Origin of the sequence: Herbiconiux oxytropis (assembly GCF_024979315.1) — a bacterium.
GTDB classification, from domain to species: Bacteria; Actinomycetota; Actinomycetes; order Actinomycetales; family Microbacteriaceae; genus Herbiconiux; species Herbiconiux oxytropis.
Genome location: NZ_JANLCK010000002.1, coordinates 390043 through 416101 on the forward strand (window position 1 = coordinate 390043; position 26059 = coordinate 416101).

At 71.7% G+C, this 26059-nt stretch carries 24 protein-coding genes; 15 read left to right on the forward strand and 9 right to left on the reverse strand.

Annotation, left to right across the window (positions count from 1 at the left end; translation table 11 throughout):
• Positions 1–29: 29 nt before the first annotated feature.
• Complete coding sequence (locus tag N1028_RS04945; RefSeq protein WP_259525711.1) at positions 30–1124, reverse strand: hypothetical protein; 1095 nt, start codon at positions 1122–1124, stop codon at positions 30–32.
• A 92-nt stretch (positions 1125–1216) separates the two neighbouring features.
• On the opposite strand from N1028_RS04945, the gene N1028_RS04950 reads away from it, so the two are divergent.
• The 3 genes from N1028_RS04950 (at position 1217) to N1028_RS04960 (ending at position 5050) form a co-directional block, all read left to right on the forward strand.
• Complete coding sequence (locus N1028_RS04950) at positions 1217–1759, forward strand: metallophosphoesterase family protein (protein ID WP_259525712.1); 543 nt, start codon at positions 1217–1219, stop codon at positions 1757–1759.
• 120 nt (positions 1760–1879) lie between these two features.
• Complete coding sequence (locus tag N1028_RS04955; RefSeq protein WP_259525713.1) at positions 1880–4372, forward strand: metallophosphoesterase family protein; 2493 nt, start codon at positions 1880–1882, stop codon at positions 4370–4372.
• A gap of 60 nt (positions 4373–4432) precedes the next feature.
• Entirely contained in the window at positions 4433–5050 is a 618-nt protein-coding gene (locus N1028_RS04960) for a DUF6328 family protein (RefSeq protein WP_259525714.1), read from the forward strand.
• Here the strand turns inward: N1028_RS04960 and N1028_RS04965 are convergent.
• Positions 5033–5647 carry a TetR/AcrR family transcriptional regulator gene (locus N1028_RS04965; protein ID WP_259525715.1) on the reverse strand — a complete coding sequence of 205 codons (615 nt, stop codon included), beginning with the start codon at positions 5645–5647 and terminating at the stop codon, positions 5033–5035. The genes N1028_RS04960 and N1028_RS04965 overlap by 18 nt on opposite strands.
• A gap of 100 nt (positions 5648–5747) precedes the next feature.
• Between N1028_RS04965 and N1028_RS04970 the strand changes: the two genes are divergently transcribed.
• Positions 5748–6326, forward strand: coding sequence for an NAD(P)H-dependent oxidoreductase (locus N1028_RS04970; protein WP_259525716.1), 579 nt, complete (start codon positions 5748–5750; stop codon positions 6324–6326).
• Positions 6327–6335: 9 nt separating this feature from the next.
• Here the strand turns inward: N1028_RS04970 and trxA are convergent, their stop codons facing one another.
• Together trxA and N1028_RS04980 are read right to left on the reverse strand one after the other, a co-directional pair.
• Complete coding sequence (gene trxA / locus N1028_RS04975) at positions 6336–6737, reverse strand: thioredoxin (RefSeq protein WP_259525718.1); 402 nt, start codon at positions 6735–6737, stop codon at positions 6336–6338.
• A 40-nt stretch (positions 6738–6777) separates the two neighbouring features.
• A complete protein-coding gene (locus N1028_RS04980) occupies positions 6778–8769 on the reverse strand; it encodes an APC family permease (RefSeq protein ID WP_375163460.1) in 1992 nt (663 codons plus the stop codon).
• 115 nt (positions 8770–8884) lie between these two features.
• Here N1028_RS04980 and N1028_RS04985 point away from each other — a divergent pair, with 115 nt between their 5' ends.
• Positions 8885–11230, forward strand: a complete 2346-nt coding sequence (locus tag N1028_RS04985; protein WP_259525719.1) for a cell wall-binding repeat-containing protein — start codon at positions 8885–8887, stop codon at positions 11228–11230.
• A 30-nt stretch (positions 11231–11260) separates the two neighbouring features.
• Here N1028_RS04985 and N1028_RS04990 read toward each other — a convergent pair whose 3' ends face one another.
• Complete coding sequence (locus tag N1028_RS04990) at positions 11261–12103, reverse strand: exodeoxyribonuclease III (RefSeq protein WP_259525720.1); 843 nt, start codon at positions 12101–12103, stop codon at positions 11261–11263.
• A 120-nt stretch (positions 12104–12223) separates the two neighbouring features.
• Here N1028_RS04990 and N1028_RS04995 point away from each other — a divergent pair, with 120 nt between their 5' ends.
• A complete protein-coding gene (locus tag N1028_RS04995) occupies positions 12224–13495 on the forward strand; it encodes a YihY/virulence factor BrkB family protein (RefSeq protein WP_259525721.1) in 1272 nt (423 codons plus the stop codon).
• Complete coding sequence (locus N1028_RS05000; RefSeq protein WP_259525722.1) at positions 13492–14394, forward strand: SDR family oxidoreductase; 903 nt, start codon at positions 13492–13494, stop codon at positions 14392–14394. The genes N1028_RS04995 and N1028_RS05000 overlap by 4 nt, the downstream gene beginning before the upstream one ends.
• An 8-nt stretch (positions 14395–14402) precedes the next feature.
• Here N1028_RS05000 and N1028_RS05005 read toward each other — a convergent pair whose 3' ends face one another.
• Positions 14403–15449: a hypothetical protein gene (locus tag N1028_RS05005; protein WP_259525723.1), complete on the reverse strand. Its 1047-nt coding sequence runs from the start codon at positions 15447–15449 to the stop codon at positions 14403–14405.
• A gap of 118 nt (positions 15450–15567) precedes the next feature.
• Between N1028_RS05005 and pyrE the strand changes: the two genes are divergently transcribed.
• Genes pyrE through N1028_RS05020 form a run of 3 tightly spaced genes read left to right on the forward strand, consistent with a single transcriptional unit; the run spans position 15568 to position 18830 of the window.
• Complete coding sequence (gene pyrE / locus N1028_RS05010) at positions 15568–16116, forward strand: orotate phosphoribosyltransferase (RefSeq protein ID WP_259525724.1); 549 nt, start codon at positions 15568–15570, stop codon at positions 16114–16116.
• 2 nt (positions 16117–16118) lie between these two features.
• On the forward strand, positions 16119–16847 hold the full coding sequence (locus tag N1028_RS05015) for a hypothetical protein (RefSeq protein ID WP_259525725.1): 729 nt from the start codon (positions 16119–16121) through the stop codon (positions 16845–16847).
• Positions 16848–16892: 45 nt separating this feature from the next.
• Positions 16893–18830, forward strand: coding sequence for a DUF2207 family protein (locus tag N1028_RS05020; protein WP_259525726.1), 1938 nt, complete (start codon positions 16893–16895; stop codon positions 18828–18830).
• Positions 18831–18978: 148 nt separating this feature from the next.
• Here N1028_RS05020 and N1028_RS05025 read toward each other — a convergent pair whose 3' ends face one another.
• Together N1028_RS05025 and N1028_RS05030 are read right to left on the reverse strand one after the other, a co-directional pair.
• Positions 18979–19650 (reverse strand): DUF4190 domain-containing protein, encoded by a 672-nt coding sequence (locus N1028_RS05025; RefSeq protein ID WP_259525727.1) that lies wholly within the window; start codon positions 19648–19650, stop codon positions 18979–18981.
• Positions 19651–19809: 159 nt separating this feature from the next.
• On the reverse strand, positions 19810–21144 hold the full coding sequence (locus N1028_RS05030; RefSeq protein ID WP_259525728.1) for an LCP family protein: 1335 nt from the start codon (positions 21142–21144) through the stop codon (positions 19810–19812).
• A gap of 243 nt (positions 21145–21387) precedes the next feature.
• Here N1028_RS05030 and N1028_RS05035 point away from each other — a divergent pair, with 243 nt between their 5' ends.
• Complete coding sequence (locus tag N1028_RS05035; protein ID WP_259525729.1) at positions 21388–21612, forward strand: hypothetical protein; 225 nt, start codon at positions 21388–21390, stop codon at positions 21610–21612.
• Between the two features lie 23 nt (positions 21613–21635).
• On the forward strand, positions 21636–22148 hold the full coding sequence (locus tag N1028_RS05040; protein ID WP_259525730.1) for an Lrp/AsnC family transcriptional regulator: 513 nt from the start codon (positions 21636–21638) through the stop codon (positions 22146–22148).
• A 17-nt stretch (positions 22149–22165) separates the two neighbouring features.
• Here N1028_RS05040 and N1028_RS05045 read toward each other — a convergent pair whose 3' ends face one another.
• On the reverse strand, positions 22166–22660 hold the full coding sequence (locus N1028_RS05045) for an Lrp/AsnC family transcriptional regulator (protein WP_259525731.1): 495 nt from the start codon (positions 22658–22660) through the stop codon (positions 22166–22168).
• A gap of 128 nt (positions 22661–22788) precedes the next feature.
• Here N1028_RS05045 and N1028_RS05050 point away from each other — a divergent pair, with 128 nt between their 5' ends.
• From N1028_RS05050 to N1028_RS05060, 3 genes are read left to right on the forward strand one after another with little or no spacing between them, the layout of a single operon-like run.
• Positions 22789–23793, forward strand: coding sequence for an SDR family oxidoreductase (locus N1028_RS05050; protein WP_259525732.1), 1005 nt, complete (start codon positions 22789–22791; stop codon positions 23791–23793).
• Positions 23794–23795: 2 nt separating this feature from the next.
• Positions 23796–25241 (forward strand): phytoene desaturase family protein, encoded by a 1446-nt coding sequence (locus tag N1028_RS05055; protein WP_259525733.1) that lies wholly within the window; start codon positions 23796–23798, stop codon positions 25239–25241.
• A 31-nt stretch (positions 25242–25272) separates the two neighbouring features.
• Positions 25273–25740 carry an SRPBCC family protein gene (locus N1028_RS05060; protein ID WP_259525734.1) on the forward strand — a complete coding sequence of 156 codons (468 nt, stop codon included), beginning with the start codon at positions 25273–25275 and terminating at the stop codon, positions 25738–25740.
• The last annotated feature ends 319 nt before the right edge of the window (positions 25741–26059 follow it).

Genomic DNA, 26059 nt, shown 5'->3' on the forward strand with positions numbered 1-26059 from the left:
GTGGCCTCGTTCCCGTTCTGGCCGTGCGTTCAGCTGAGGCGCTGCAGGGCCTGGGCGGCGCGGGTGGCGGCGCGGGCCGCGGCGTCGGCGGTGCGCTGGGCGGCGGGGCGCTGCTTGCGCAGGGCTGCGGCCTCGCCGGCGGCCTCGTCGAGCTCCTCCTGCAGCTGCTCGATGCGTGCGCGGAGCTCGCGCTGCTCGAACGACAGCCGGTCGCGTCGGTCGCGGATCTCCTGGATGCGCAGCTCGAGGCCCGCGAGCTCGGCCGCCGCGTCCTCCGTATCCTGCCTGGCCTCCTCGGCCTCGCGCTTCGCCGCGGCACGCTTCTCGGCGCGCAGGGTGGCGCGGGAGGGGGTGACGGTCTCCATGACGGGCGGGGCGGATCGGCGTGCATCGTCGGTGGCGGGCTCGCCGGAGCCGGAGCCGGGGCCGGAGCCGGAGCCGGAACGAGAGCCGGAACCGGGGCCGGAACGAGAGCCGGAACCGGGGCCGGAACGAGAGCCGGAGCCGGGCACCGCCGCGGCAGGGGCCGCCGCCTCGAGACCGGCCGGCAGCGCACCGGCGAGGTCGACGGGGTCGAAGCCCGCCGTCGCGAGTGTGCGCACGAGGAGTCCGGTGCAGAGCGCCGCCTCGGCCCCCGGATCGGTGAGCGCGGCCTGCAGGGTGGCCTGCACCTCGAGGGCGGCCGACTCCGAGACGGGGGTGCCGAGCTCCTCGCCGAGGTCGCGCGCCGAGCGGGCGAGCGCCGCGAGCATCCGCTGCCGTTCCTTGCCGAGGTCGCGCACGGCCTCGCGGTCGAGCGAGGAGGAGTCGCGCAGGCGCGCGCCGAGGGCGAGCAGATCGTCGAGCTCGTCGGAGCGGTGCCGCACGAGCTGGTCGACGGCCCAGGCCGCCACGGAGGGCTTCGCGAGCTTGCGCACCCGGGCGGCGAGCTCGCGGTCGCCCTCGTCGGAGGCCGTCGTGGCGTGCCGCTTCCGTTCGGCCACGAACTCGGCGGGCCGCACGGCGTAGAGCTCCTGGGCGATGCGCTCGAGCGACTGGGCGGCATCGCGCAACTGGGCCGTGGTCGGCTCCTCCGCCATCCGCTCTCCCTTCGCATCCGTCGTGGATCCCGCGTCCGTCGCCACCTGGCATCCGTCGCGACTCTCGTATCCGTCGCGACTCTCGCATCCGTCGCCACCGAGCCTAGGCCGAGCGACCCCGTGCCACGATGGTGGGCATGCCCACCCGACTGCTGCTGCTCGCCGACACGCACGTGCCCAAGCGCGCCCGCCGGCTGCCGGATGCGGTGTGGCGGCAGGTGGACCGCGCCGACGTCGTGCTGCACGCCGGCGACTGGGTCGATGTCGGCACCCTCGACCTGCTCGAGGACCGCGCCGCCCGGCTCGTCGGTGTGCACGGCAACAACGACGGTGCCGAGCTGAGGGCCCGCCTGCCCGAGGTGGCGCGGGTCGAGCTCGAGGGCGTGCGGATCGCGACGGTGCACGAGACGGGGTCGGCCGCCGGCCGCGAGACGCGGATGGACGCCGCGTTCCCTCGCAGTGGAAGCGGAAGTGGCAGTGGAAGCGGCGGCGGCGCCGACGTGCTCGTGTTCGGGCACAGTCACATCCCGTGGGACACGACGTCGCCGGCGGGGCTGCGGCTGCTCAACCCCGGGTCGCCGACGGATCGCCGCCGGCAGCCGGTCTGCACGCTCATGACCGCGGTCGCCGACGACGGAGTGCTCACCGAGGTGGAGCTGCTGCCCGTCGCGCGCGACTGAGCCGGGCTTCATCCGGACTTCACCGGCAGGCCACTCTCCCTCTGCGTGTCGCCCACGGCGGGCGGCGAGGGTGGATGGGCGCAGTCGCGCTCACCACGCCGTCCGACACGAAAGTCAGCGATGCCACGACGCACCGATTCCTCCCGCCGCAGAACCGCCGCGGTCGCCTCCACCCTCACCGCGGGCGCCCTGCTGGTCACCGCCGCGCTCGTCGACCCCACCCAGGCGCTCGCCGCGGGCGACGAGACCGGTGGCTCCCCCTCCGCCGCCAGCACCGACCCGATCGGCACACTCGAGCTGCTGAGCGACCCGTTCCTCCAGGCCCCCGGTGAGTCGAGCGTGAACGTGGTGTGGGCCACCGAGTTCGCCGGCGCCTCGAGCGTCGTGCTCGTGGGCGAGACCGTGGGAGCGCTGGCCGAGGAGCAACTCGACGAGGCCGCCGCGGGCGAGCTCGCCGGCATCGCGGTGTTCGAGGCGGGCAGCGAGCGGTTCTCGCGCCTCGTGGAGGACACGGCGTCGAACATCCCCGCCGACGAGAAGCCGGCCGCCGGCGTGGCCGAGCGCGAGGTGTGGCGGCACGAGGCCGTCGTCTCGGGCCTCACCCACGGCGAGCGGGTCCCCTACCGCGTGGTCTCGTTCGACGGAGCACCCGGCACGGATGCGACGGAGCTCGCCGCATCCGGGACCTTCTCGCTCTCACCCGCGCCGAAGGCCGGCGACGACCAGCGGATCCTCATCACGAGCGACCACCAGGCCATGAGCAACACCGCCGCGAACCTCGAGATGGCTTCGGAGACGTTCGGCGACATCGACGCCGTGTTCCTCGCCGGCGACCTCGTGAACCAGCCCGACCGGGCCTCGGAGTGGTTCGACGACTCCCGCGGCGGCGCCTTCTTCCCGGTGCTGCAGGGCAACGCCTCGCGGGCCTCCACACACGGCGAGGCCTACCGCGGTGCCGAGATCCTGCAGAATGCCCCGATCTACCCGGCGATCGGCAACCACGAGGTGCAGGGCCGCGTCGCCGGAGCCACGAGCATCTCGGGCTCGTTCAACGCACCCGTGCCCACCGCGGTGGCCGAGGCCGAATACGAGAAGGTGGCCGCCACGGTCAACCCCTCGGGCGACCCCGCGGTGAAGGCGGCCTGGATCGAGGACAACTCGTTCAGCTCCACCACCTACGAGGAGATGTTCACGCTCCCCGAGTCGGCCTCCGGCGGTGAGCGCTACTACGCCGTGACCGTCGGCGACGTGCGCCTCATCTCGCTCTACTCCACCCGCATCTGGCGCGGCGAGACCGCCCAGGCCGACCCCGCGGCGCGCACCGGCATCTCGCGCTACCAGGAGACGCCCGCCGTGCTCGGCACGCCGCTCTCGCAGGGTCACGGCGAGTTCATCTTCGAGCCCATCGACGACGGCAGCGCCCAGCTCGAGTGGCTCGAGGGCGAGCTCGCGAGCGACGAGTTCCAGGATGCGCGGTTCCGCGTGGTGATGATGCACGAGGGCGCGCAGACGATGGGCGGCAACGTGATGCCGCACTTCACCGACCCGGTGCGCACCGAGGAGACGAACGCCGACGGATCGCTCGCCGGCATCCGCTACGACTACCCCGCCGCGGAGAACCACCTGCTGAACGACCTCGGGCCGATGCTCGAGGAGGCCGGTGTCGACCTCGTGCAGCAGGCGCACAACCACATCTGGAACCGCTTCCAGTCGGAGAACGGCGTCAACTACCTCGAGACCTCGAACACGGGCAACACCTACCGGGTGTTCCACGAGCTCAGCGGCAACTCGCGCGGGGTGCCGCCCCTGCCGTGGGACGCCTCGAACTACCTCGCGCAGGGGAACCCCGGCGGGCTCGAGCCGATCATGCCCACGGGGGCCGCGCCGGTGAACGCAGAGGGCGTGAAGACGCCGTTCGTGCAGAGCAACGACCACGCCGTGTTCACCCTGCTCGACACGGGATCGAACGAGGTCATCAGCTACATCTACGACGTGCGGACGCCGGACCTGCCGCCCGTGGAACTCGACCGCTTCTCGCTCGGCCGAGAGGCCGTAGAGCCGACGCCTACGCCGACCCCCACGCCGACCCCCACCGCCACGCCGACGCCTGAGCCGACCGCGACCCCCACCGCGACTCCGACGGCGTCGCCTGAGCCGACTCCGACCCCGACCCCGACCGCGTCGCCGGCACCCTCCCCGGGCGCGGCGGCCGTGACCCTCTCGGCCTCGTCCGTGGTCGCGGGCGGCAGCGTCTCGATCACCGGCACCGGGTTCGGCGCCACCGAGGAGGTGTCGGCGGTGCTGCACAGCACGCCGCAGCGGCTCGGCACGAAGACGGCCATCAACGGCACCGTGCGCATGACCGTCACGATCCCGGCCGGCACCCCGGTCGGCACGCACCGGATCGAGCTGCGCGGCGCCACAACCGGCAGCACCGCCTCGGCAGAGCTCACGGTCACCTCGGCCGCGGTGCCGGGTGCGCCGGGCGGATCGCTGGCCAGCACGGGCGTCGACGCCGCAGCCGCGGCCCCGGCCCTCGCAGGAGTGCTCGGCGCGCTGCTGCTCGGAGCGGGCGCGCTGATCTGGCGCTCCGGCCGCCGCTCGCGCGCCTGACCTCGCTCACCTGACGGGCCGGGGATCCTCTTCCCCGGCCCTTCGTGGTACCCATGGAACATGAATCAGTCCAGGCTTCCGCACGATGCCGACGTCGCTCCAGGTGACGGTCGCGACGAGACCCGCAACGAGCGGCTCGACCGCAACTGGAACGAGATGCTGCAGGAGCTGCGCGTCATCCAGACCGGAACCCAGATCCTCACGGGCTTCCTGCTGGCCGCGGCCTTCCAGTCGCGGTTCGAGGATCTCGACGACTACCAGCGCACCGTGTACCTGTGCCTCGTGGTGGCGTCGATCCTCACCACGGTGTTCGGCCTCGCGCCGGTGAGCCTGCACCGCACCCTCTTCCGGCAGCAGGCCAAGGAGCGCGTAGTGCTCGTGACCGACCGCATCCTGAGGCTCACCATGATCGGGGTCGCGCTCACCCTCGCCGGCACCGCGATGCTGATCTTCGACTTCGTGCTGGGGCGCGCGGGCGGGATCGTGGCGGGGGCGGCGCTGCTCGTGGTGATCGTGGTGCTCTGGGTCGTGGTTCCCGGGGCGGTTCGGCGGTCGCACCACGAGGCGAGGGCGGGTGCACCGGATGAGCCGGATGCTCCGGGTACGCCAGATGCGGCGAGTGCACCGGATGCGCCGGATACGTCGGGTGGGCCTGCCCGCTCAGACGGGTCGGTCTAGCGAGCGCACGAGCTGCTCCCAGCCGTCGGCGAGCCGGTCGATCGGGGGTCTCGCGCCCGGAGGGGCCGTGAGGATCGCCTCGAGCACGGCGAGCAGCTCGAACGCGAGCACCGGCACGTCGCCGGGCACCTCGGCCTGGCGGAGCAGCGTCGCCACGTGCAGGGCGGCCACGCGGCGGGCAGGCACGGCGTAGTGGTTCTCGTCCGGGACCGCCGAGGCGCGCAGGAGCTCGCTCTGGGTGGAGAGCACGGCGATGCGCTCGCGGCCGAAGGCCACGAGCCGCTCGAGCGGCGGCGCGCCCGGCCCGAGCGGAGGGGGACCGGAGAGGAAGCGGCCCTGGAACTCGCGCTCCGTGTCGTCGAGAAGCGCCCGCAGGAGGCCGGCTCGCGAGCCGAAGCGGCGGAAGACCGTGCCCTTGCCGACCCCGCTCTCGGTGGCCACGCGATCCATCGTGATGCCCGCCACGCCCTCGGCGGCCACGAGGCCACGGGCGACCTCGAGCACGCGGGCGCGGTTGCGGGCGGCATCCGATCGCTCGGTGGGCGGGGGACCCACGGCGGGGAGGAGCGGTTCCGACGACGCGCCCACCCAGGTCATGCGTGAAATGTAGCACGGTGGGAATAAGCGGACCGCAGTCCGGTTATTCTGTGGTGACCATCTCGCCGATCCTCGGATCGGCCCGATCCCTTGGAGAACGATGACCGACAAGAACGTGCTCGTGCTCGTGGGCAGCCTTCGTGCCGCCTCGATCAACCGCCAGCTCGCCGAGACCGCCCTCGCCCACGCGCCGGAGGGCTTGACGCTCTCGCTCTACGAGGGCCACGGAGCGCTCCCGCTCTACAACGAGGACCTCGACGTGGAGGGCCGGCTGCCGGCCTCCGTGGTGGAGTTCCGCGAAGCGCTCGGTGCAGCGGATGCTCTGCTCGTGGTCACGCCGGAGCACAACGGCACCGTTCCTGCCAACCTCAAGAACGCGATCGACTGGTCGTCGCGCCCCTTCGGCGAAGCGGCCATCGTGGCCAAGCCCGTCGCTGTGATCGGCACCGCGTTCGGCCAGTACGGCGGCATCTGGGCCCAGGACGAGACGCGCAAGGCGTTCGGCATCGCCGGCGCCAACGTCCTCGAGCAGCGCACGCTCTCCATCCCTCACTCGCTCGTGCGCTTCGCCGAGACGCACCCGAACGACGACGCGGAGATCGTGACCCAGCTCACCGCGTTCCTCGACGAGTTCGCCGCTGAGCTGGCGAAGCTCGACGAGGACGCGGCCGCGGCCTGATCCGATCGGCTAGACCGCGTCCGGCGACGGGGTGGTGGCCTGCTGCTGCTGAGCGGCCACCGCCTCGGCGTACTCCTTCTTCACGGTCTCCATGTCGAGCGAGCGCACCTGCTTGATCACGTCTTCGAGCACCTGGCCGGGCAGTGCACCCGGCTGGGAGAAGATCGGGATGCCGTCGCGGTAGCCGACGAGCGTGGGGATCGACGTGATGCCGTAGGAGGCGGCGAGCTGGCGCTGGTCTTCGGTGTCGACCTTCGCGAACACGATGTCGCCGTGCTCGTCGGAGGCCTTCTCGAACACGGGGGCGAACTGCTTGCAGGGGCCGCACCAGTCGGCCCAGAAGTCGATCAGGACGATGCCGTCAGCGACGGTGTCGTCGTGGTTCTCGATGGTCAGAGTCTTCGTGGACATGCATCCAACAACACCACGATCGCCCGGGAATTCCCACCACTCAGCTGACGTGCACCTCGGGGCGGTGCCTCCGGTCGCGCTCGGCACGGCGCAGCACCTCGCGCGTGACGGGGGCCACCTCGCCCGCGCCCGTGATGAGGTAGCGGAACATGTTCGAGATGGGGCTGCCCTCTGTCCACTCGAAGTAGACATCCGGAACCACGCCCGTGAGGTCGCGGATCTCCAGCAGCACTGTGGCGATGGTGTTCGGCACGTTCGCACTCGAGACCTTGAGCACGCGGAAGCCGTCGATCGCCTCGCCCGTGACGAGCAGGTCCTCCTCGAAGTTCGACGAGTCGGCCAGGTGCACCTCGAGGAAGATGACGGGGGAGCGCTGCGGGATGCCGCTGTCGCGCCGCTCCTCCTTGATCTTCTGGCGGTACTCGTCGGGCGAGTCCGTGGCATCCGGCTCGTGCGCGATGATGCGGATCGTGTCGTACTCGTCGGCGTCGGTGAGCACCCAGTCGAGGGCCGCCGCATCGAGGGTGATCGAGGTCGCCCGCAGCTGGAAGGAGCGCTGCACGCGCGAGATGATCGAGACGGCGATGATGCCGATGATGAACAGAGCCGCGATCCGCACACCGTCCGGCCGCTCGATGATGTTCGCGACGGTCGTGTAGAGGAACACCACGGTGACGATCGTGAAGCCGATCGTGGCCGCCCGCTGCTTCTTGCGCCGCGCCGAGAGGGTGACCGCCACGGAGGCGGAGGTGATGAGCACGAGCACGCCCGTGGCGTAGGCGCCGGCCTGCGCGTCGACGTTCGCGTCGAAGACGAGCGTGATGATGATGGCGATCACGAGGAACACGATCACGAGCGGTCGCACGAGCCCGGCCCAGTGCGGTGCCATGCCGTAGCGCGGGAGGTAGCGCGGCACGAGGTTGAGGAGGCCGGCGAGGGCGCTCGCGCCGGCGAACCAGAGGATGGCGATGGTCGAGATGTCGTAGACCGTGCCGAAGCCCTCGCCGAGGTACTCGTGGGCGAGGTAGGCGAGCGCGCGGCCGTTCGCGGGGCCGCCCGCCTCGAACGCCTCCTGCGGGATGAGCAGCGTGGTGGTGAGGCTCGAGGTGATGAGGAAGGTCGACATGATCACGGCCGCCGTGGTCAGCAGTCGCTTGGCGCCCCGGATGCGTGCGACCGGGTTGGCCGGCGTGTCGCCGGGAGCCCCTTTGATCTGCGGCATCACGGCCACGCCGGTCTCGAAGCCCGAGAGGCCGAGCGCGAGCTTGGGGAAGGCGATGAGTGCGATGCCGACCATGACGAGCGGATTGCCGTGCTGCGTCGTGAGCGCGCCCCACCAGTCGTCGATCACGTGCGTGTTCTCGAAGACGTGGCCGATGGCCACGGCGACCACGACCGCGTTGAGCACGAGGAAGACCGCGACCACCACGACCGCCACGTTGATCGCCTCTTTGAAGCCGCGGAGGAACACGACGGCGAGGCCCACGATGAGGATGAGCGTGATCGGCACCTGCTGGCCCTCGAACCACTGCGGTGCGAACGGGTTCTCGATGGCGTGCGCACTCGCATCCGCCGCGCTCAGAGTGATGGTGATCATGAAGTCGGTGGCCGCGAAGCCCAGCAGCACGAGCACCACGAGCTTGCCGCCCCACCAGGGCAGCAGCTTCTCGAGCATGGCGATCGAGCCCTCGCCGCGGTGGCTCTCGCGGGCCACGCGGCGGTAGACCGGGAGGGCGCCGCAGAGGGTCACGAGCACGAGCACGATCGTGGCGATCGGGCTCAGGAGGCCCGCGGCGAGGGCCGCGATGGCGGGCTGGTACCCGAGGGTCGAGAAGTAGTCGACGCCCGTGAGGCACATGACCCGCCACCAGGAGTGGGTCTTCTCGGGCTTCGTGGCTCCCGGCCCCGGATGCTTGCCTGCCTGCTCGGCGCCGTCGGTGAGCCAGTGCGCGAGGCGGCCCTGGACCTTGCCCGCGGGAGGCGGATCACCCGGCGTGAGGTTGGCGGCGGCGCCGGTGCTCGAGGTCGACATGGTTCATCTATACACGCATCCTTCGGGCTCCGACGACGCGGTGGGCCTTGACTTAATCTCACGTTCAGTATTCACTGAGACATTCTCATCACTGGTTATCCGAGAGGCAGATGACATGACGATCCAGGACAGGGCCGCACTGCGGTCGCGGGCGAACCGGAGGACGGTTCTGGGGGCTTCCGCAGCCGTCGTGGCCATGCTGGCCGGGGCGCTGCTCGGGGCCGGGAGCGCGTCGGCCGCGGTGCCGGGAGTCGGTGTGACGGCGATCGTGAGCTCGGATGCAGCGGGGATCCCGGGGGCGGGCGCCGCCAACGGGGCCGCGGTGTCGGCTGATGGGCGCTACGTGGCGTTCACGTCGGAATCGGCGTTCGCGGGTGCGCCGGGAGGGACCGCTCAGGTCTTCCGCAAGGACATGAGCACGGGTGCCATCGTGCTCGTGAGTGCCGGGCGGGACGGCTCGGTGGCCACCGGCGCGGCGACGCAGCCCTCGATCTCAGCCGATGGCCGGTTCGTCGCCTTCGTCTCCAATGCCACGAACCTCGACCCCGCGCATTCTTCTAGCATCCTGCAGGTCTTCGTGCGCGACCTGGCGCCCGGCGGGGTCGCTCGCCTCGTGACCGTGAACACCACCAGGACTGCGGGAGGGGACGCGCTGTCGTTGCTGCCGAGCATGGCAGGTGACGGTCGATCCGTGGCGTTCCAGTCCGCGGCCTCCGATCTCGTGCCCTCGGCGGTCTCGGGAAACCAGGTGTACCGGGCAGACATCTCAGCGGCAGGAACCCCCGCCATCGAACTGGTGAGTGTGCAGGACCCCTCGGTCTCGCCTGCTTCTGCTGCGGCCGATGTCGATGCCACCACCCCTGCGAGCTCCTACGACGGCTCCGTCGTGGCCTTCGCGTCGGCGGCACAGAATCTCACCACCGACACACCAGCCGCCGGCGTGACCCAGGTCTTCACGAGAGACCGTCGGACGGGGACCACGACCTTGGTGAGTGCGGCCGCGGGGGCCGGGATCGCAGGCGACCGCGACTCGGTGGATCCCTCCCTCTCGGCCGACGGCCGCACGGTCGCCTTCGCCTCGAAGGCCACGAACATCGCTGTCGGTCCCGCGGGGACGACCACGACGACCGCGCAGATCTTCGTGCGCGAGCCGGAGAAGGGACGCGCGAGCCGCGTGGTGAGCATGACGTTCGCCGGGACGGGCCCCGCCAACAGCAACAGCAGTTCGCCGAAGCTCTCGGCAGACGCGCGACGGATCGTCTTCGCCTCCGTGGCGACCGACCTCTCCGACGTCGCGAATCCGAACGGCGTGAGCCAGGTGTTCGTGCGCGACCTCGTGCGCGGCGTGAACTCCGTTGTGAGCGTCGAGGCCGGCACCACTCCCGTCGTGGGGAGCGACTTCTCCGGAGGGCCCAGCATGTCGGCTGACGGCCGGTTCGTCGGGTTCACGAGCCTCGCTCCGCGCATCACGCCTGCCGATCCGCTCGGCCGGACGCTCGTGTACCTCCGCGGGATCGCCGCCGACGGAGGTCCCGTCGGCGGATCCGCGATCGAACGGGTCGGGGGTGCCGACCGCTACGAGGTCTCGGCAACGGTCTCCGCCGGACGATTCGCGCCCGGGGTCCCCGTGGCCTACGTGGCCTCCGGCGCGGTGTTCGCCGATGCCCTCTCCGGATCGGCCGCGGCCGGGGCCGACCGAGGGCCCGTGCTCCTCACGCGGAAGGACGCCATCCCGCCGCTGGTCGCGGCCGAACTGGATCGTCTCGATCCGGCCAGGATCGTGCTGCTGGGCGGCACCGCCACGGTGGCCCCCGCCGTGCAGAAGGCGCTCGAGTCCTTCGTCGGTGCCGACCCCTCCCGCGTGACGCGGATCGACGGCGCCGATCGGTACGAGGTGTCGGCCAGGGTCTCAGGGACCGTGTTCACCAAGGGGGCCCAGGTGGCGTACATCGCATCAGGTGCTGTCTTCCCCGACGCGCTCTCGGGCTCCGCCGCCGCCGGGCTCGCCAAGGGGCCGGTGCTGCTCGTCACGCGGGACACCATCCCCGGTGCCGTCTCCGCCGAGCTGGCGAGGCTGAAGCCGAAGTCGGTCGTGGTCCTCGGAGGAACCTCGACGGTGTCCGAAGCCGTGCTGAAGCAGATCCCGCCCTCCATGCCGGCCACTCGACTGGCCGGTGCCGACCGCTACGAGCAGTCGGCGGCGGTGGCCGGAGCGTCGTTCCCCGTCGCCGGAGGCACGGTGTTCGTGGCATCGGGTCAGGTCTTCCCCGACGCGCTGTCCGGATCGGCCGCAGCCATCCGCGCAAAGGCCCCCGTGCTGCTGGTGGCCGCCGATCGCATCCCGCCGGCGGTGCAGACTCAGCTCAGCCGGCTCAAGCCGACGCGGATCGTCGTGCTCGGCGGGGAGGCGACGGTGTCGGCCGCCGTGTACGAGTCGTTGCGCGGGTACCTCGCGCCGTAGCGCAGGGGCCGTGCTCAGCCGACGAGCGGCTCAGCCGAAGATCATCGGGCGGTCGTCGTCGTCCTCCTCCGTCGAGAGGTCGAGGTCGACGACGACGGGTACGTGGTCGGAGGGGGCGTCGCCCTTCCGCTCGTCGCGGTCGATGCGGGCGGCCGTGACGAGCTCCTGGAAAGCGGGCGAGCCCATGATGAAGTCGATGCGCATTCCCTCGTTCCGCGGGAAGCGGAGCTGCTTGTAGTCCCAGTAGGTGTAGCCGGTGGGCACGAGGGGGCGCACGACATCCGCGAGCCCCAGCTCCTCGAAGGCACGGAAGGCGGCCCGCTCGGGCTCGGAGACGTGGGTCGAGCCCTCGAAGACCGAGCGGTCCCAGACATCCGTGTCGAAGGGGGCGATGTTCCAGTCGCCCATCAGCGCGAGCGGCTGCGACGGATGCGCGGCGAGCCAGGTGCGCGTCTCGGCCGCGAGCTCCTTCAGCCAGGCGAGCTTGTAGAGGTAGTGCGGGTTGTCGAGGTCGCGGCCGTTCGGCACGTAGAGGCTCCACAGGCGCACGTCGTCGACGGTGACGCCGAGGGCGCGCGCCTCGAGCGGGAGGGAGCCGTCGTCCTGCGCCTTGCCGAAGCCGGGCATGCCCGAGAAGGTGTTCGACACGTCGTGCATCGGGAGCCGGCTCGCGAACGCGACCCCGTTCCACTGGTTCAGCCCGTGCAGCACCACCTCGTAGCCGGCCTCGTGGAAGGCCTCGAAGGGGAACTGCGACTCCTTGCACTTGATCTCCTGCATGCCGAGCACGTCGATGTCCGACCGCACCAGCCAGTCGACGACGCGGCCGACTCGGGCGCGGATGGAGTTCACATTCCAGGTGGCAACACGCATGCCTCCACGCTACCGGCCGCGGCAGACACGGCGGACATCGCCAAGGCTCCGGCCCACCGAGAGCCCTGGCGGCCCGGTGTCCGCGAGGGGTGGCGTTGTCCGCCTGACTACGCTGGTGGCATGGGGCGTGCGGACGACGAGGAGCTGCGCCGAGCCGTCGAAGAAGGTGCGACGGCCGACGCCACCGGGGGCGCTGACGCCGCCCCCGACGGCTCGCCCGCCCCCGACGGCACCCTTCGCACCCGCCTCGAACAGCGCTTGGGGGAGCGCTTCGAGCTGCTCGAGCAGCCGATCGCGCGGGTCACCGACGTCACGAACAAGACGCTCGCCCTCTTCCCCGCCCGGGTCTGGCGCCGCTTCCTCTCGGCCAACGGCTTCCTGCTCTCGGCCGGCATGAGCTATCAGGCGCTGTTCGCGGTCTTCGCGGCCGTCTACATCGTCTTCGCGGTCGCCGGGATCTGGCTGATCGGCTCCCCGGAGACCCTCGACGCCCTGATCGCCCTCATCAACACCTACGTGCCGGGCCTGATCGGTGACGACAAGATCATCCGCGAGGCCGACCTCCGGCAGATCGCCCGCTCGAGCGCCTCCGTGCTCACCATCACGGGCGTGGCCGCGATCGCCGTGCTCGTCTGGACCGCCATCGGCTGGATCACCTACTCCCGCATCGCCGTGCGCGCCATCTTCGGCATGCCCCGCGATCGCCGCGCCTACCTGCTCCTGAAGGCCCGCGACCTGCTCGTCTCCCTCGCCCTCGGCCTCACGCTGTTCGCGGCCGCCGTGCTGAGCGTGGCGAGCACGGCCGCGCTCGACTGGATCCTCTCCCTCTTCCCCGACGAGTTCCGCGACTGGTCGACGACCTTCGTGCGGGTGGCGGGCCTCGCGCTCGTCTACGCCATCGACACCGCCGCCCTCATGGTGCTGTTCCGTTTCGTGGCGGGGGCGCGCCTCACCCTCACGCGCATGGCCCTCGGCGCCGGCCTCGGCGGCGCAGCCCTCCTCGTGCTCCAGGTGCTCGGCTCGCAGCTGCTCGGCGGCGCCACCCGTAATCCGCTGCTGTCGACCTTCGTGGTCTTCATCGCCCTGCTGCTCTGGTTCCGGTTGACGAGCGTCGTGACCCTGGTGGCGGCATCCTGGATCTCGATCGCCGCCGAGGACAGGGGCGAGGCGCTCTACGAGCCCACCGCCGAGGAGCGCGCGGCCCGCGAGCACGACGCCCTGGTGATCGCCGCCGAGGTGCGCCTGCGCGAGGCCCGCACCGAGCTCGAGGCGGCCCCGTGGTGGCGCCGCCCGGGAGCGCGCTGGCGGCTGGACGCCGCGGAGGAGGAGCTGCAGTCGCTCCTCGACGCCCGCCGCCCCGACCCCCGGCGAGAGAGCATGATGGGGGAATGAGCATCCCGCCCGCCGGCATCCCGGCCACGTCTCCCATCGTCGTCACCGGTTCCACCGGCGGTCTCGGCGGCCGCGTCGCCCGGCTGCTGCAGGATGCGGGCGTGCCCCAGCGACTCCTCGTGCGCGACCCGGCGCGAGCGCCCGAGATCGCGGGTGCCGAGGTCGCCGTCGCAGAATACTCCGACGGTGCCGCCCTCGAGCGCGCTCTCGCCGGCACCCGCATCGTCTTCATGGTCTCGGCGGCGGAGAACGCCGATCGGCTCGCCGAGCACCGTTCCTTCATTGACGCGGCCCGAGCCGCGGGAGTCGAGCACGTCGTCTACACCTCGTTCTTCGGGGCGGCCCCGGATGCGACGTTCACGCTCGCGCGCGACCACGTCGTCACCGAGAACCTCATCCGTGAGGCGGGCCTCGGCCACACCTTTCTGCGCGACAACCTCTACACCGACTTCCTGCCGATGCTCGCGGGCTCCGACGGCGTCATCCGCGGACCGGCGGGAACGGGCCGAGTGGCCTCCGTCACGCGCGACGACGTGGCCGAGAGCGCGGTGCGCGTGCTGCTCGACAGGATGAGGTCGGCGGATGCGCACGCGGACGCCACCTACGAGCTGACGGGCCCCGAGGCGCTCGGCCTCGACGAGGTCGCGGCGATCGTGACGGAGGCGCGGAAGCGCGCGGGCCAGGGTGAAGCCCCTGTCACCTACCTCGACGAGACGCTGGCGGAGGCCTACGCCTCCCGCGCCGGCTACGACGCCCCGCCGTGGCAGCTCGATGCCTGGGTGAGCACCTACACGGCCATCGCCGCGGGCGAGCTCTCGCGCATCACCGCCGACGTCGAGCACCTCACGGGCCACCCGCCCCGCTCCCTGCGCGACTTCCTGGGCCTCACCGGCGGCTGAACGGGCGCCTAGCCCACCCGTTCGAGGCGTCCTAGCTCGTCACCCGACACATCGAAGAGACGCAGGTAGCCGTTGTCGAGGGCGATGGTGCGGGTGCGGATCTCGGTGAGCGGCCAGCTGGGCCAGCAGAGCAGGAGGTTGATGGCGTAGCCGGGCGCGAGGAAGTCGCTGCCGTCGCCCGCGAAGGCGAGACCATCGCCTTCGGGCATCGTCCCGTCGTCGAGGGGCTGGTGGCGGCAGTCGTCGACCGTGTAGCTGCCGTCGTCGCGGAAGGTGATCGCCGACCTCAGGGGCGAGCCCTCCGGCAGGTCCTCGACCATCGGCGGGGTCTCGTCGATCGTCGTCGGCGGAACGTCCGGGAGGCCGCTCGGGGCGAGACCCACCGGCGACCAGGTGCCCACGAGTTCGTCGAGCGAGGCGGCCGTCAGGCCCTCCGCCAGCGGGGCCCGGCGTGCGAGCGCGGCCCTGGCCTCGTCGCCCGCGACGGGTGCTCCGCCTCCGACCTGCTGCAGGATCTCCGCCGGCGGAGCGCCGTCGGCGGGGTCGAGCCGGGCGACGGGTGCGCCGGTGCTGTCGAGCAGCTCCCAGCCGTCGCCGACGACCCGGAACCCGCGAGCCTCGGTGAGCCACGGCACGTCGGGCGCGCGGAACGACCCGTCGGGCTGCGAGAAGCAGTCCTGAGACCCGCCGATCGACCCCGTGACGAGGAGGTCGTCCGAGCCGGCCCACGACGCCTGGAGCACGCCGCAGTCGCGGAACACGGTGATGCTCTGGCCGTGCATGTCGGCGGAGGTCCAGACGAACGTTCCCGCTGCGTCGCCTTCGGCGTCGGCCAGCTGCCACTCGCCCACGAGGCCGAGCGCGTTCGAGGCCTCGCCCGTGGGGGCGCCGGTGAGCAGGGGGTCGTCCGGCTGGAAGGTCGAGATCGGTGCGATGTCGATTCCGGCTCCACCGCTGTCGCCGCTTCCCGCAGCGCTCGGGGCTCCGGCGCCCTGGCCTGCGCAGCCGGCCAGCAGGAGTGCTGCGGCTCCGGCTGCGAGCACGGCCAGGCGCATCCGTGCTCTTCTCGTCCCCCGTACCCTCGTCATGGCCCGAACACTATTCGACGGGCGTGGCGCGAGCCTGCGAATCCGCCGCCGAAGTGGCGCCGGGGGCCCCGGCTAAACTGGGTCCGTGACCGACGCGCGCAGCCAACTCATCGAGTACATCAAGACGGATGCCGTGTTCCACGGCGACTTCACGCTCACGAGCGGCAAGAAGGCGAGCTACTACGTCGACCTGCGGAAGGTCTCGCTCGACCACCGCGTGGCCCCGCTGATCGGGCAGGTCATGCTCGACCTCATCGAGGGCATCCGGGACGTCGACGCGGTCGGCGGGCTCACCATGGGCGCCGACCCGATCGCCTCCGCCGTGCTGCACCAGGGCGCCGCGCGCGGGCTCTCCTACGACGCCTTCGTGGTGCGCAAGGAGCCGAAGGACCACGGTCGTGGCCGCCAGGTCGAGGGCCCCGACGTGGCCGGCAAGCGCGTGATCGTGCTCGAGGACACCTCCACCACGGGCGGTTCACCGCTCGCCGCCATCGCTGCGCTCGAGAAGGCCGGGGCGATCATCGCGGGGGTCGCCGTGGTCGTCGACCGTGCCACGGGCGCCGGGGAGCGCATCGAGGAGGCCGGCTACCCCTACCACTACGCGATCGGGCTGGCAGACCTGGGGCTGGAGTAGGCATGACCGGCACGAGCGGTGGCGAGCCCGTTCCAGGTGAAGCCGGGGCACCCGCCGCCGCACCCGCCGGCGGGCGGGACAGGGCACGGGACGCCGTGTTCCTGCGGGTCGTGCTCGTGGGCGGCGCGCTGCTCGCGGTGGGCCTCGCCGTGGTGCTCTTCTTCGTGGGGACCGCCGTCGGCGGCGCTGCGGATGCGCGCGGGTCGGACCCCGGCCCGGCCGGCGTCGGCGCGCCGAGCTCCGCGACCGCCACCCCTGCGCCCACTCCCTCGCCCACCCCTGCGCCCACGCCGTCCCCCGACCCCGCCGCCGCTGCCCTCCCGACCGGGCCCGCAGCTCCCGGTGTGCAGGACTGGGACGCCTTGGCCGGCGGGGAGTGCATCTCCGGCTTCACCTCGCCCTGGAGCGAGCAGTTCACGGTGGTCGACTGCGCGGGCGAGCACACCGCCCAGCTCGTGACCCGTGGCCTGTTCACCGACCCCGCCGATCCGGCCTCGGCCACGGCGCTGTTCCCGGGCGAGGCGGAGCTCACAGGCCGGCTCAACCTGCTCTGCACCGCGCCGGCCGTGCTCGACTACGCGGCTGCAGAAGCGCTCCCGGACGTGCAGTGGCAGGCCGCCTACCCGGTGACCGAGGCGGAGTGGACCGCGGGCGACCGCTCCTACTACTGCTTCTTCAGCCGCGCCTCGGGGGAACCGCTCGGGGCATCCCTGGTCGCGCCACCCGCGTGAGCGATCCTCAGCGATGTCAGACGCCCGCGCTAGAGTGAAACGACCATGCCGAACGCACTCGTCCCCGCCCGCCCCGCCCGATCCGGCCGATCCGGTGCCGCATCCGCCTGCGCGCTCGTCGCCGCGTTCGTGGTGGCGCTGCTGGCCCTCGTGCTGCTCGGCGGCACGCCGGCCGCCCGGGCCGATGTCGACGACTTCACGTTCGCCTCGTTCGACGGGCGCTACGAGCTCGGCATCGACGAGGAGGGGCACTCCACGCTCACCACGGTCGAGGAGTACGTGGCGGTGTTCCCCGAGATCGATCAGAACAAGGGCATCCGGCGAGCCCTGCCGCTGCGCTACCAGGGGCACCCGACCGACTTGGAGCTCGTGAGCGTCACCGACGAGAACGGCGCGCCGCGCCCGTTCGAGACGGAGACGGACGACGAGAACCTCATCGTCACGATCGCCGCCGCCGACTACGTGCACGGCGAGCAGAGCTACGTGCTCACGTACACCCAGCGGGATGTCACGGGCTACTTCGCCGACACCGACGACGACGAGTTCTATCGAGACACGAACGGCACGATCTCGGCACAGCCGATCGCGGTGCACACCACCACCACGATCGTCGCACCCGAGCTGGTCTCGGCGCTCACGGGCGAGACGGGCTGCTTCGTGGGCCCGGAGGGTTCGACCGAGACGTGCGAGATCCTGCGGGCCGGGGTGGGCACGAGCGACGACGCGGAGCCCGACACGACGAGCGGCGGTGAGCCGACGGATCCGACGGAGACCGCCGTCTTCACCACCCGAAACGAAGACCTGGGGCCGGGCGAGAACGTCACGATCGGCATCGCTTTCCAGCCGCACACCTTCACCCTGCGCGACACGGCCTACCTCTCGGCGGCGTCGAGCTGGGTGCAGCTGATCGCGACGCTGCTCGCGCTGCTCGTGGCGGCGCTCTCGATCGTCTACCGGGTCACGGTGCTGCGGGATGCGAGGGGCCGACCGGTCGTCGTGCCCGAGTTCACCACACCGCCGGGTGTCGACTTGATGCTGGCGTCGGCGGTCATGAAGCGCCCCACGCGGGCGGCTGCCGCGTCGTTCGTCGACTTCGCGGTGCGGCGGAACATCCAGATCCTGGAACAGGACGACGCGCTGGCTCCGGGCGCCGAGAGTGCTCCGGGCTCCAAGGCCGTCTACTGGCTGCGACTCCTGACAGCGGAGGGGCTGAACGCGGCCGAGCTCGAGCTCGCCCGCGGCCTGTTCGGCCCGGAGCTCGCATCCGGAGCGTGGCGGGAACTCAAGGCGAAGGATACGGAGCTCGCCAAGCAGATCCAGGCGCTCCGGGCGTCCACCCGCAAGCGTGTGCTGAGCGAGGGGTACTTCCGGTCCGGGACGGCCTGGCGCGGGTCGCTGCTGCTGATCGCCGCCTTCGTGCTGGCGATCGTGAGCTTCATCACCGGAGCGATGTCACTGGAGGCGGCCCTCGGCGGGCCGCTGCCCGTCGTCGCCATGGTGGTGGCGATCGCGGTGATCGTGGTCGTGCTCGCGACCGCGTTCCGCTCGCCGCTCACGGCGAAGGGTGCAGAGCTCCGCGACTACGTCGAGGGCATCAAGATGTACATCGAGTGGGCGGAGGAGGAGCGCTTCCGGGTGCTGCAGAGCCCCGAGGGCGCCCTGCGCACCGGCATCGACGCTCCGGACCGGGGGCAGGTGGTGAGGCTCTACGAGAAACTCCTGCCCTACGCGGTGCTGCTGGGGCTCGAGACGGAGTGGGCGAAGGTGCTCGGCACCTACTACGAGAACCTCGGCACCGAGCCCGACTGGTACGGCGGCAGCACGGGCTTCAACAGCTACCTCTTCGCCTCGAGCATCAGCGCCCTGAGCTCGAGCACGGTGTCGGCCTTCTCGGGCACCTCCTCCTCGAGCTCGAGCGGTTTCTCGGGCGGAGGCGGTTCGTCGGGCGGCGGCGGCGGCGGCGGGGGCGTCGGGGGAGTCTGACCCCGCCTCCTGTCCGCAGCGCCTGACCCCGACACACCTCAGCTGCTCGCCCGCCGGACTCCGGCGCTGCCTGCCCGCAGACACCACCGTCAGGGCGCGGACTGTCGGCCGGGGGGTCGGGTGGTGGCCCCGGCTGGCGCCGGTGGGGTCACGCGGCGGAGGCCGCGAAGGCGCCGAAGAGGGCGATGCCTGCGGCTGCGATCCAGAACGCGGCCACCAGGATCCAGCCGGCCAGGGTGACGTAGCCGAGGATGAGGCCCGCGAGGGTGATGCCGTAGCCGTCCTCGCGGTTCTTCCTGATCTGGCCGAGGGCGATGTGGCCCGTGATGACCGGCACGAGGCCGAAGCCCAGGATGCCGAGCACGAGGGTGACGATGCCGAGGGTGTTCGTGCGCGGTGCCTCCGGGTAATACTGCGGGAGCGTGGCGCTCGTCCCCGCGCCCGCGCCGGCACCGGGTCCACCTGCTACGACGCCACCGCTCGACGCGGCAGGCGCGGAGGAGTAGCCGCCGACCGGGGTCGGGGTGGAGGCGTACGCCGGGGTGGAGGCGTACGCCGGGGTGGGGGCGTAAGCCGGAGTAGGAGCCGCGGCCGGCGTCGAGTACGAGGGGGCCGGGGCCGAGGCCGTTACGAAGGCCGCCTTGTCGCCGAGCGGCAGGGTCGGCTGGGCCGCCGTGGCAACGAACGGGGCGGCCGCGTCTGCGGAGTCTGCGGTGGGGGCATCCGCGTCGGTGTCTGCGGTGTCGACAGGGGTCGCGAGGGTGTCAACGGTGTCGGCGGGGGTGGTGGTGGCGTCGGGGGTGATGGTCTGGTTCGTCATGCTTCGACGCTACGGAACGCATCCGTCGGGGGGATCGGACCGGCGGCTGATCTCTGCGGCGTGCCCGTGGTACCCGGGGACGACGGCGGCGCACGCACGACGGCCGCCCGTGAGACCAGGGTCTCAGGAGCGGCCGTGAGCGAGGCAGCGCGAGCTGCGTCAGCCCGAGAAGGGATTGGCGCAGGTCTGCTGGTCGGCGGTCTGGCCCTTGACGCCCTCGATGACCTCGGGCGCCGTAGGCACCTCGGTGGTCGGAACCTCGGTCGACGGGTCGACGGGAGCCTCGGGGTCGACGGGAGCCTCGGCGCCGGGATCGGCGGGCTCGACCGGGGCCTCCTCGACAGGGGCCTCCTCGACGGGCGCCTCCGCGGTGGGGTTCGCCGGATCCTCCACGATGGTCGACCCCGTGCCGGTGGAGTCGGCGCCGAGGGTGAAGGGCTCGTCGTTCAGGACCTTGGCGAAGAGCTCGTCGGCCGTCGACTGCAGCGGCACGACCTTGCCCGGGTAGTCGGAGGAGGAGCCGACCGGGTACTGCGCGAACACGATCTTCGAGAGGTCGATGTCCTTCAGCGTGAGGGCGAGCGACACCATGGCGTCGACGCTCGCGAGCGACTGCGAGGGCAGGATGTTCTGCGACGCGGCCTGGGCGAGGCCGTACAGCTTCGTGACATCCGTGAGCGTGTTCGAGCTCTTCATGGTGCGGATGAGCGACGCGAGGTACTGCTGCTGCGAGGCGATGCGCGCGAGGTCGCTTCCGTCGCCGACGCCGTGGCGGTTGCGCAGGAACGACAGGGCCATCTGGCCCTCGATGGTCGAGGTGCCCGCGGGCAGGTCGAGGCCCGAATCCGTGTCGACGATGGGCTCGACGAGGCAGACGGGCACGCCGCCCACGGCGTTGGTCATCTCGATGACGCCGTTGAACGAGGTCGCCGCGGCGTACTGGATGGGCACGCCCGTGAGGTCGGTGATGGTCGTGGCCACGCACGCGAGCCCGCCACGGGCGAACGCGTCGTTGAGGGGCTGGGCGCTCATGGCGTCGAAGACCTCGCCCGTCGCGGGGTCGGTGCACTCGGGGTGCGCCATCACGAGGTCGCGCGGGAAGCTCACGACCACGGCGTTGGAGTGGTCGGCCGAGACGTGCAGGAGGATGTTGACGTCGTTGAGGGTCGCATCGCGCTCGCCGAAGTCCTCACCCTGGTTGGGGTCGTTGTCGGTGCCGATGATGAGCATGTTGAAGCCGCCCTCGAAGGCCCCGAGCAGGGGCGGCGGGGCGGGCGCATCTTCGCCGTTGGAGATGTCGACGGCATTCGCGCTGAACTGCTGCGCCACACTCGTGACCGCGTAGGCCGTGACCGCGCCCACGCTCACGAGCGCCACCGCCGCTGCGACGGCGAGCCACTTCACCACGGCGGCGACCGGCGACGACGTGTGCTGCCGACCGTGCCGGATGGGGCCGGACGGGCGCGGTCGTGGGCGTCGCTCGGTGTCGTTCAAGTCGTGTCCTTCTGGCGTCTGAGGCGTCACGGGGGTGAGTGGGTGAGGGTCGGGGGCCGCTACGCCGGTCGATACTAGCCGACGCTTTCTCGGGAACGCCGGGGATCGAGGGGCGATACTCGCCGGATTCGGAGCAAGATGCCCCCCTTGCGGGGGTCACTGAATCGGTCATGGCAGGAAATGTGCGAAGTGCGGCACTCCTGCCACTCGTGGCAGTTCGCATGGATGCGTAGCGTTACTGCCATGACAACCGCACTCGTGATCCTCGCCTTTCTCGCCGTCGCGGCCGTGGTCGCGACCATCGTGCAGATGGCCCGCGACGGCTACGGCCGCGTGCCCACCCGCGCCGACGCACCCCGCGCCCCGCGTGCCTCCATCCCGCGCGCATCCACTGTCACCCCCACGCGCGCCGCCACCCGCACCCGTTCCGTCACGCCCGCCGCCTGCCCCGCGGCCCGGGTGCTCTGAGGGCCGCGTGCTCTAATAGGGGAGTGGAGCTCGAGGCCGTCGACGTGATCGATCGCAAGATCATCGATCAGCTGCGCATCGACGGCCGGCGCTCCTTCGGCCAGATCGCCCGTTACGTGGGGCTCTCCGAGGGCAGCGTGCGCCAGCGCTACAACCGCTTGCTCGCCCTCGGCGTGGTGCAGGTGGTCGGCATGCCGAACACGCCCAAGCTCGGCTACACCGGCGTGCACCTCTCCATCCGCGTGCGCGGGGCCACCGTGGAGTCGGTCGCGCGGGCGCTCGCCGCCATGCCCGAGGTGCAGTACGTGGGGGCGTGCATCGGCTCGTTCGACCTCACCGTCGACGTGCGCTGCGACGGCCCCGACGAGCTCACCGCGTTCCTCGGCGACCGCGTGCGCTCGATCACGGGCATCGACGCGCTCGAGACGGCGACCGTGCTCGAGATCATCAAGGACGAGTACGTGTGGTCGGGCTTCCGCGAGCCCACCGGGCGCCCCACCCGCCCGCACCCCTCGGCCGGCATCACCCGCCCCTGAGCCGCTCAGATCTCCGTCTACTCGATCGAACCAGACCCCGACCCTCCCATCGCGCGCTGCCCCGACTGATCTCGCAGCCCGTTCCACGAGTAGTCCTTGTAGAGCCGCGTGAGCACGAACTGGTCGATCGTGACGACGCCGGGGGTGCGCCGGATGTCGTCGAGCAGGTCGGCGAGCTGCCCCAGATCGCGCGGCGTCGCCTCGAGGTAGATGTCGTGGGCGCCGGCGGTGAGCGCCACGTGCCCGATCATCGGGATCGACGTGAGCGACTTCGCAACGTTCCGCGGGCTGAGCCCCCGCACGGTCAGCAGCAGCCGCACCGACTGGTGGCCGAGCGTGAGCGGGTTGCAGAGCGCCACGATCCGGAGCGTGCCGTTGACGGTGAGCCTCTGGATGCGCGCCCGCACGGTGGCCTCTGAGACCCCCACCACGGCGGCGATGTCGGTGTAGGCGCGCCGGCCGTCCTCACCGAGCAGCTCGACGAGGCGACGATCGAGGTCGTCTGCAGCCATGCCCCCATTGTGCCAGTCACCACGACGGGCCCGGCTTGCCAAGGGGGGCGCGGGCGGGAGGGCGGCGGCGTACGGTGGCGAGGGCGTCGGGACCGACCGGATCCGGCGCGTGAGAAGAGGAGTGCGGCATGAGCCGAGGCGTAGCGGTGGTCACCGGAGGGACGGCGGGGCTCGGCCGAGCGATCGTGCGCGCGCTCGCCGGGCGGGGCTGGGACGTGGCCGTGCTCGCGCGCGGCGAGGACGGACTCGACGGCGCTGTGGGCGAGGTGGAGGCCTACCGGCAGCGCGGCCTCGCGATCTCGGTCGACGTGGCCGACCGCGAGGCCGTGGAGCACGCGGCCACGCGCATCGAGACCGAGCTCGGGCCCATCGACCTGTGGGTCAACGACGCGATGGCCGGTTCGTTCGCGGAGTTCCTCGACACCGACCCGGCCGACTTCGAGCGCGCCACGATGGTCGACTACTTCGGCTTCGTCAACGGCACCCGGGCCGCCCTCAGCCGCATGGTGCCGCGCGGCCGCGGCCACGTCATCCAGATCGGGTCGGCCCTCGCGCACCGCGGCATCCCGCTGCAGGCCGCCTACTGCGGGTCGAAGCACGCCGTGCAGGGCTTCACCGAGTCGGTGACCACCGAGCTGATCCACGCCAAGAGCCCCGTGCGCATCTCGACCGTCGACATGCCCGCCATGAACACGGTGCAGTTCAACTGGGTGAAGTCGGCGCTGCCGGACCACCCCCGCCCGATGTCGACGATCTTCGAGCCCGAGGTGGCCGCCCGCGTGGTCGCGCACGTCGCCGAGCACCCCCGCCGCCGCACCTGGGTGGGCTTCCCCACCGCGCAGACCGTGCTCGGCAACCGCTTCGTGGCGGGTTTCCTCGACTGGTACCTCGCCCGCACGGGCTACGACGGGCAGCAGGCCCCCGACAAGGACGAGCCGATGCTGCCCACCAACCTCTACGAGCCCGTTCCGGGCGACCAGGGTGCGCGCGGCATCTTCAGCGACCAGTCCAAGAGCTCGTCGATCGCGGTCTGGTACGTGCTCAACCGTAAGTTCGCACTCGCCCTGGGAGGTGCCGCCGCCACGGTGGCGGCCGGGGCTGCGACCCTCGCCGTGCGCAAGCGGATGGGCTGACCGTGGAGCGAGCAGACGTGCACGTCGTCGGCGCAGGCCCCAACGGGCTCGCCGCCGCGGTGACGATGGCGCGCGCCGGCCTCGCCGTGCGCGTCTTCGAGCGCGAGACGACGATCGGCGGAGGGGCGCGCACCGCCGAGCTCACGCTTCCCGGCTTCCACCACGACGTCTGCTCGGCGGTGCATCCGATGGCCCTCGCCTCCGGCTTCTTCCGCCGGTTCGGTCTCGATCGCCGCATCGACCTGGTGGTGCCTGAGATCTCCTACGCGCATCCGCTCGACGGCGGCCGTGCAGGCATCGCCTATCGCGACCTCGAGCGCACCGCGGCCGGGCTCGGCCCGGACGGTCCCGCCTGGAACCGCCTCATGCGGCCGCTCGCCGAGCACGCCGACCAGGTGGCGCAGTTCGCCGGGTCGTCGCTCCTGCGCATCCCGGCGCATCCGCTCACGACCGCCCGCTTCGGGCTGCGGAGCCTCGAGCAGGGCTCGCCGCTCTGGAACGCGCGCTTCCGGGAGCAGACGGCCCCCGCCATGCTCACCGGCGTGGCGGCGCACTCCATCCGCCCCATGCCGAGCCCCTCCACGGCCGGAGCCGCGCTCTCGCTCGGCGCCTACGCGCACGGCCGCGGCTGGCCGATCCCGATCGGAGGCAGTCAGGCCATCGTCGACGCGCTCGCCGACGACCTGCGCGCCCACGGCGGCGAGATCGTGACGGATGCGCCGGTGCGGCGACTCGCCGACCTCCCTCCGGCGAAGGCCACACTGCTCGACGTGAGCCCCAAGGCGCTCATCGAGCTGGCCGGCGACCGGCTGCCCGCTCGCTACCTCGCGGCGCTCCGCCGCTACCGCTACGGCAACGCCGTGGCGAAGGTCGACTTCGCGCTGAGCGGGCCGGTGCCCTGGACGAACCCGGAGCTCGCCCGCGCCGGGACCCTGCACGTGGGCGGCACCCGCGCCGCCATCGCGGCGGCCGAGGCCGACGTGGCGGCGGGCCGGCACTCCGCCGACCCGTACGTGCTCGTCGCGCAGCCGACCCCGTTCGATCCGGGACGCGCACCGGAGGGTCGACACGTGCTCTGGGCCTACACGCACGTGCCCCACGACTCCACCCTCGATCAGACCGAGGCCATCACGCGGCAGCTCGAGCGGTTCGCGCCGGGATTCCGCGACCTCGTCCTCGCCTCGAGCAGCCGCACGGCGGCCGACATGGAGAACCACAACCCCAACTACGTCGGCGGCGACATCGCCTCCGGCACGGCGAGCCTCCTGCAGCTCGCCCGCCGGCCGACGCTCTCGCTCAACCCCTGGACCACACCCGCCCGCGGGGTCTACCTGTGCTCGTCGGCCACCCCGCCGGGGCCGGGTGTGCACGGACTCGCCGGCTGGTACGCCGCCCGCCGCGCCCTCGCGAACGAGTTCGGCCTCGAGCCGCCCTCGCTCACACCCTGATCCCCTTTCCCCGAGCCCTGATCGGAGCCTCATGTCCCAGAACGTCCGCCGCATGGCCTGCACCCCCGAGCAGCTCTTCGAGGTGCTCGCCGACGGGTGGCTCTTCCCCGTCTGGGTGGTCGGCGCCTCCCGCATGCGCGATGTCGACGAGGAGTGGCCGCGCGAGGGCAGCAAGCTGCACCACTCCTTCGGTGTCTGGCCGATGCTCATCGACGACGAGACGACCGTGCTCGAGTGGGATCCGCCCCGGCGGATGGTGATCCAGCCCGCCGGCTGGCCCATCGGCGAGGCCAGGGTCACGGTGGAGGCGAAGCCGTCGGGCGAGGGTTGCCTCGTGCGCATCCTCGAAGAGGCCGTCAAGGGGCCGGGTTCCCTGATCCCCGAGCCGGTGCTCGATCTGCCCCTGCACATCCGCAACATCGAGACCCTGCGCAGACTCGCGTTCGTGGCCGAGGGACGTGCCGCCCACCATGCTCAGGACGGCGCGGACGCCCGCTGAGCGCGACCCGGACACAGGCGAGCGCGAGGCACGCGAGCAGCAAGCGCAGGCCGACTCGAGGCCGAGGGCTACCGCGTGCTCTCGCTCGAGGCCATGTTGACATCCTGGACGATCGGGTGTGTGATGGTGGCTCAACGTCGGAAGGAGTCGATATGACCGTGCAGATCTCATCGGGTTCGATGAAGAAGGTGCGCCACTAAGTCGCGCATTTCCAGCTCGATTCCGAACGGCCCCCGCCACCAGGTGGGGGCCGTTCCGCGTTCCGCCCTCGAGCGAGGCCTCGGCTTACGTCTGGCCTGAGGGGGGATCCCGGCCTGCA

What these genes read in the sequence shown, in the direction of transcription:
- N1028_RS04950 (WP_259525712.1), top strand. Translation starts at nt 1,217, where the DNA reads ATGCCCACCCGACTGCTGCTGCTCGCCGACACGCACGTGCCCAAGCGC.
- N1028_RS04955 (WP_259525713.1), top strand. Translation starts at nt 1,880, where the DNA reads ATGCCACGACGCACCGATTCCTCCCGCCGCAGAACCGCCGCGGTCGCC.
- N1028_RS04960 (WP_259525714.1), top strand. Translation starts at nt 4,433, where the DNA reads ATGAATCAGTCCAGGCTTCCGCACGATGCCGACGTCGCTCCAGGTGAC.
- N1028_RS04965 (WP_259525715.1), bottom strand. Translation starts at nt 5,647, where the DNA reads ATGACCTGGGTGGGCGCGTCGTCGGAACCGCTCCTCCCCGCCGTGGGT.
- N1028_RS04970 (WP_259525716.1), top strand. Translation starts at nt 5,748, where the DNA reads ATGACCGACAAGAACGTGCTCGTGCTCGTGGGCAGCCTTCGTGCCGCC.
- trxA (WP_259525718.1), bottom strand. Translation starts at nt 6,737, where the DNA reads ATGTCCACGAAGACTCTGACCATCGAGAACCACGACGACACCGTCGCT.
- N1028_RS04980 (WP_375163460.1), bottom strand. Translation starts at nt 8,769, where the DNA reads ATGTCGACCTCGAGCACCGGCGCCGCCGCCAACCTCACGCCGGGTGAT.
- N1028_RS04985 (WP_259525719.1), top strand. Translation starts at nt 8,885, where the DNA reads ATGACGATCCAGGACAGGGCCGCACTGCGGTCGCGGGCGAACCGGAGG.
- N1028_RS04990 (WP_259525720.1), bottom strand. Translation starts at nt 12,103, where the DNA reads ATGCGTGTTGCCACCTGGAATGTGAACTCCATCCGCGCCCGAGTCGGC.
- N1028_RS04995 (WP_259525721.1), top strand. Translation starts at nt 12,224, where the DNA reads ATGGGGCGTGCGGACGACGAGGAGCTGCGCCGAGCCGTCGAAGAAGGT.
- N1028_RS05000 (WP_259525722.1), top strand. Translation starts at nt 13,492, where the DNA reads ATGAGCATCCCGCCCGCCGGCATCCCGGCCACGTCTCCCATCGTCGTC.
- N1028_RS05005 (WP_259525723.1), bottom strand. Translation starts at nt 15,449, where the DNA reads ATGCGCCTGGCCGTGCTCGCAGCCGGAGCCGCAGCACTCCTGCTGGCC.
- N1028_RS05015 (WP_259525725.1), top strand. Translation starts at nt 16,119, where the DNA reads ATGACCGGCACGAGCGGTGGCGAGCCCGTTCCAGGTGAAGCCGGGGCA.
- N1028_RS05020 (WP_259525726.1), top strand. Translation starts at nt 16,893, where the DNA reads ATGCCGAACGCACTCGTCCCCGCCCGCCCCGCCCGATCCGGCCGATCC.
- N1028_RS05025 (WP_259525727.1), bottom strand. Translation starts at nt 19,650, where the DNA reads ATGACGAACCAGACCATCACCCCCGACGCCACCACCACCCCCGCCGAC.
- N1028_RS05035 (WP_259525729.1), top strand. Translation starts at nt 21,388, where the DNA reads ATGACAACCGCACTCGTGATCCTCGCCTTTCTCGCCGTCGCGGCCGTG.
- N1028_RS05045 (WP_259525731.1), bottom strand. Translation starts at nt 22,660, where the DNA reads ATGGCTGCAGACGACCTCGATCGTCGCCTCGTCGAGCTGCTCGGTGAG.
- N1028_RS05050 (WP_259525732.1), top strand. Translation starts at nt 22,789, where the DNA reads ATGAGCCGAGGCGTAGCGGTGGTCACCGGAGGGACGGCGGGGCTCGGC.
- N1028_RS05060 (WP_259525734.1), top strand. Translation starts at nt 25,273, where the DNA reads ATGTCCCAGAACGTCCGCCGCATGGCCTGCACCCCCGAGCAGCTCTTC.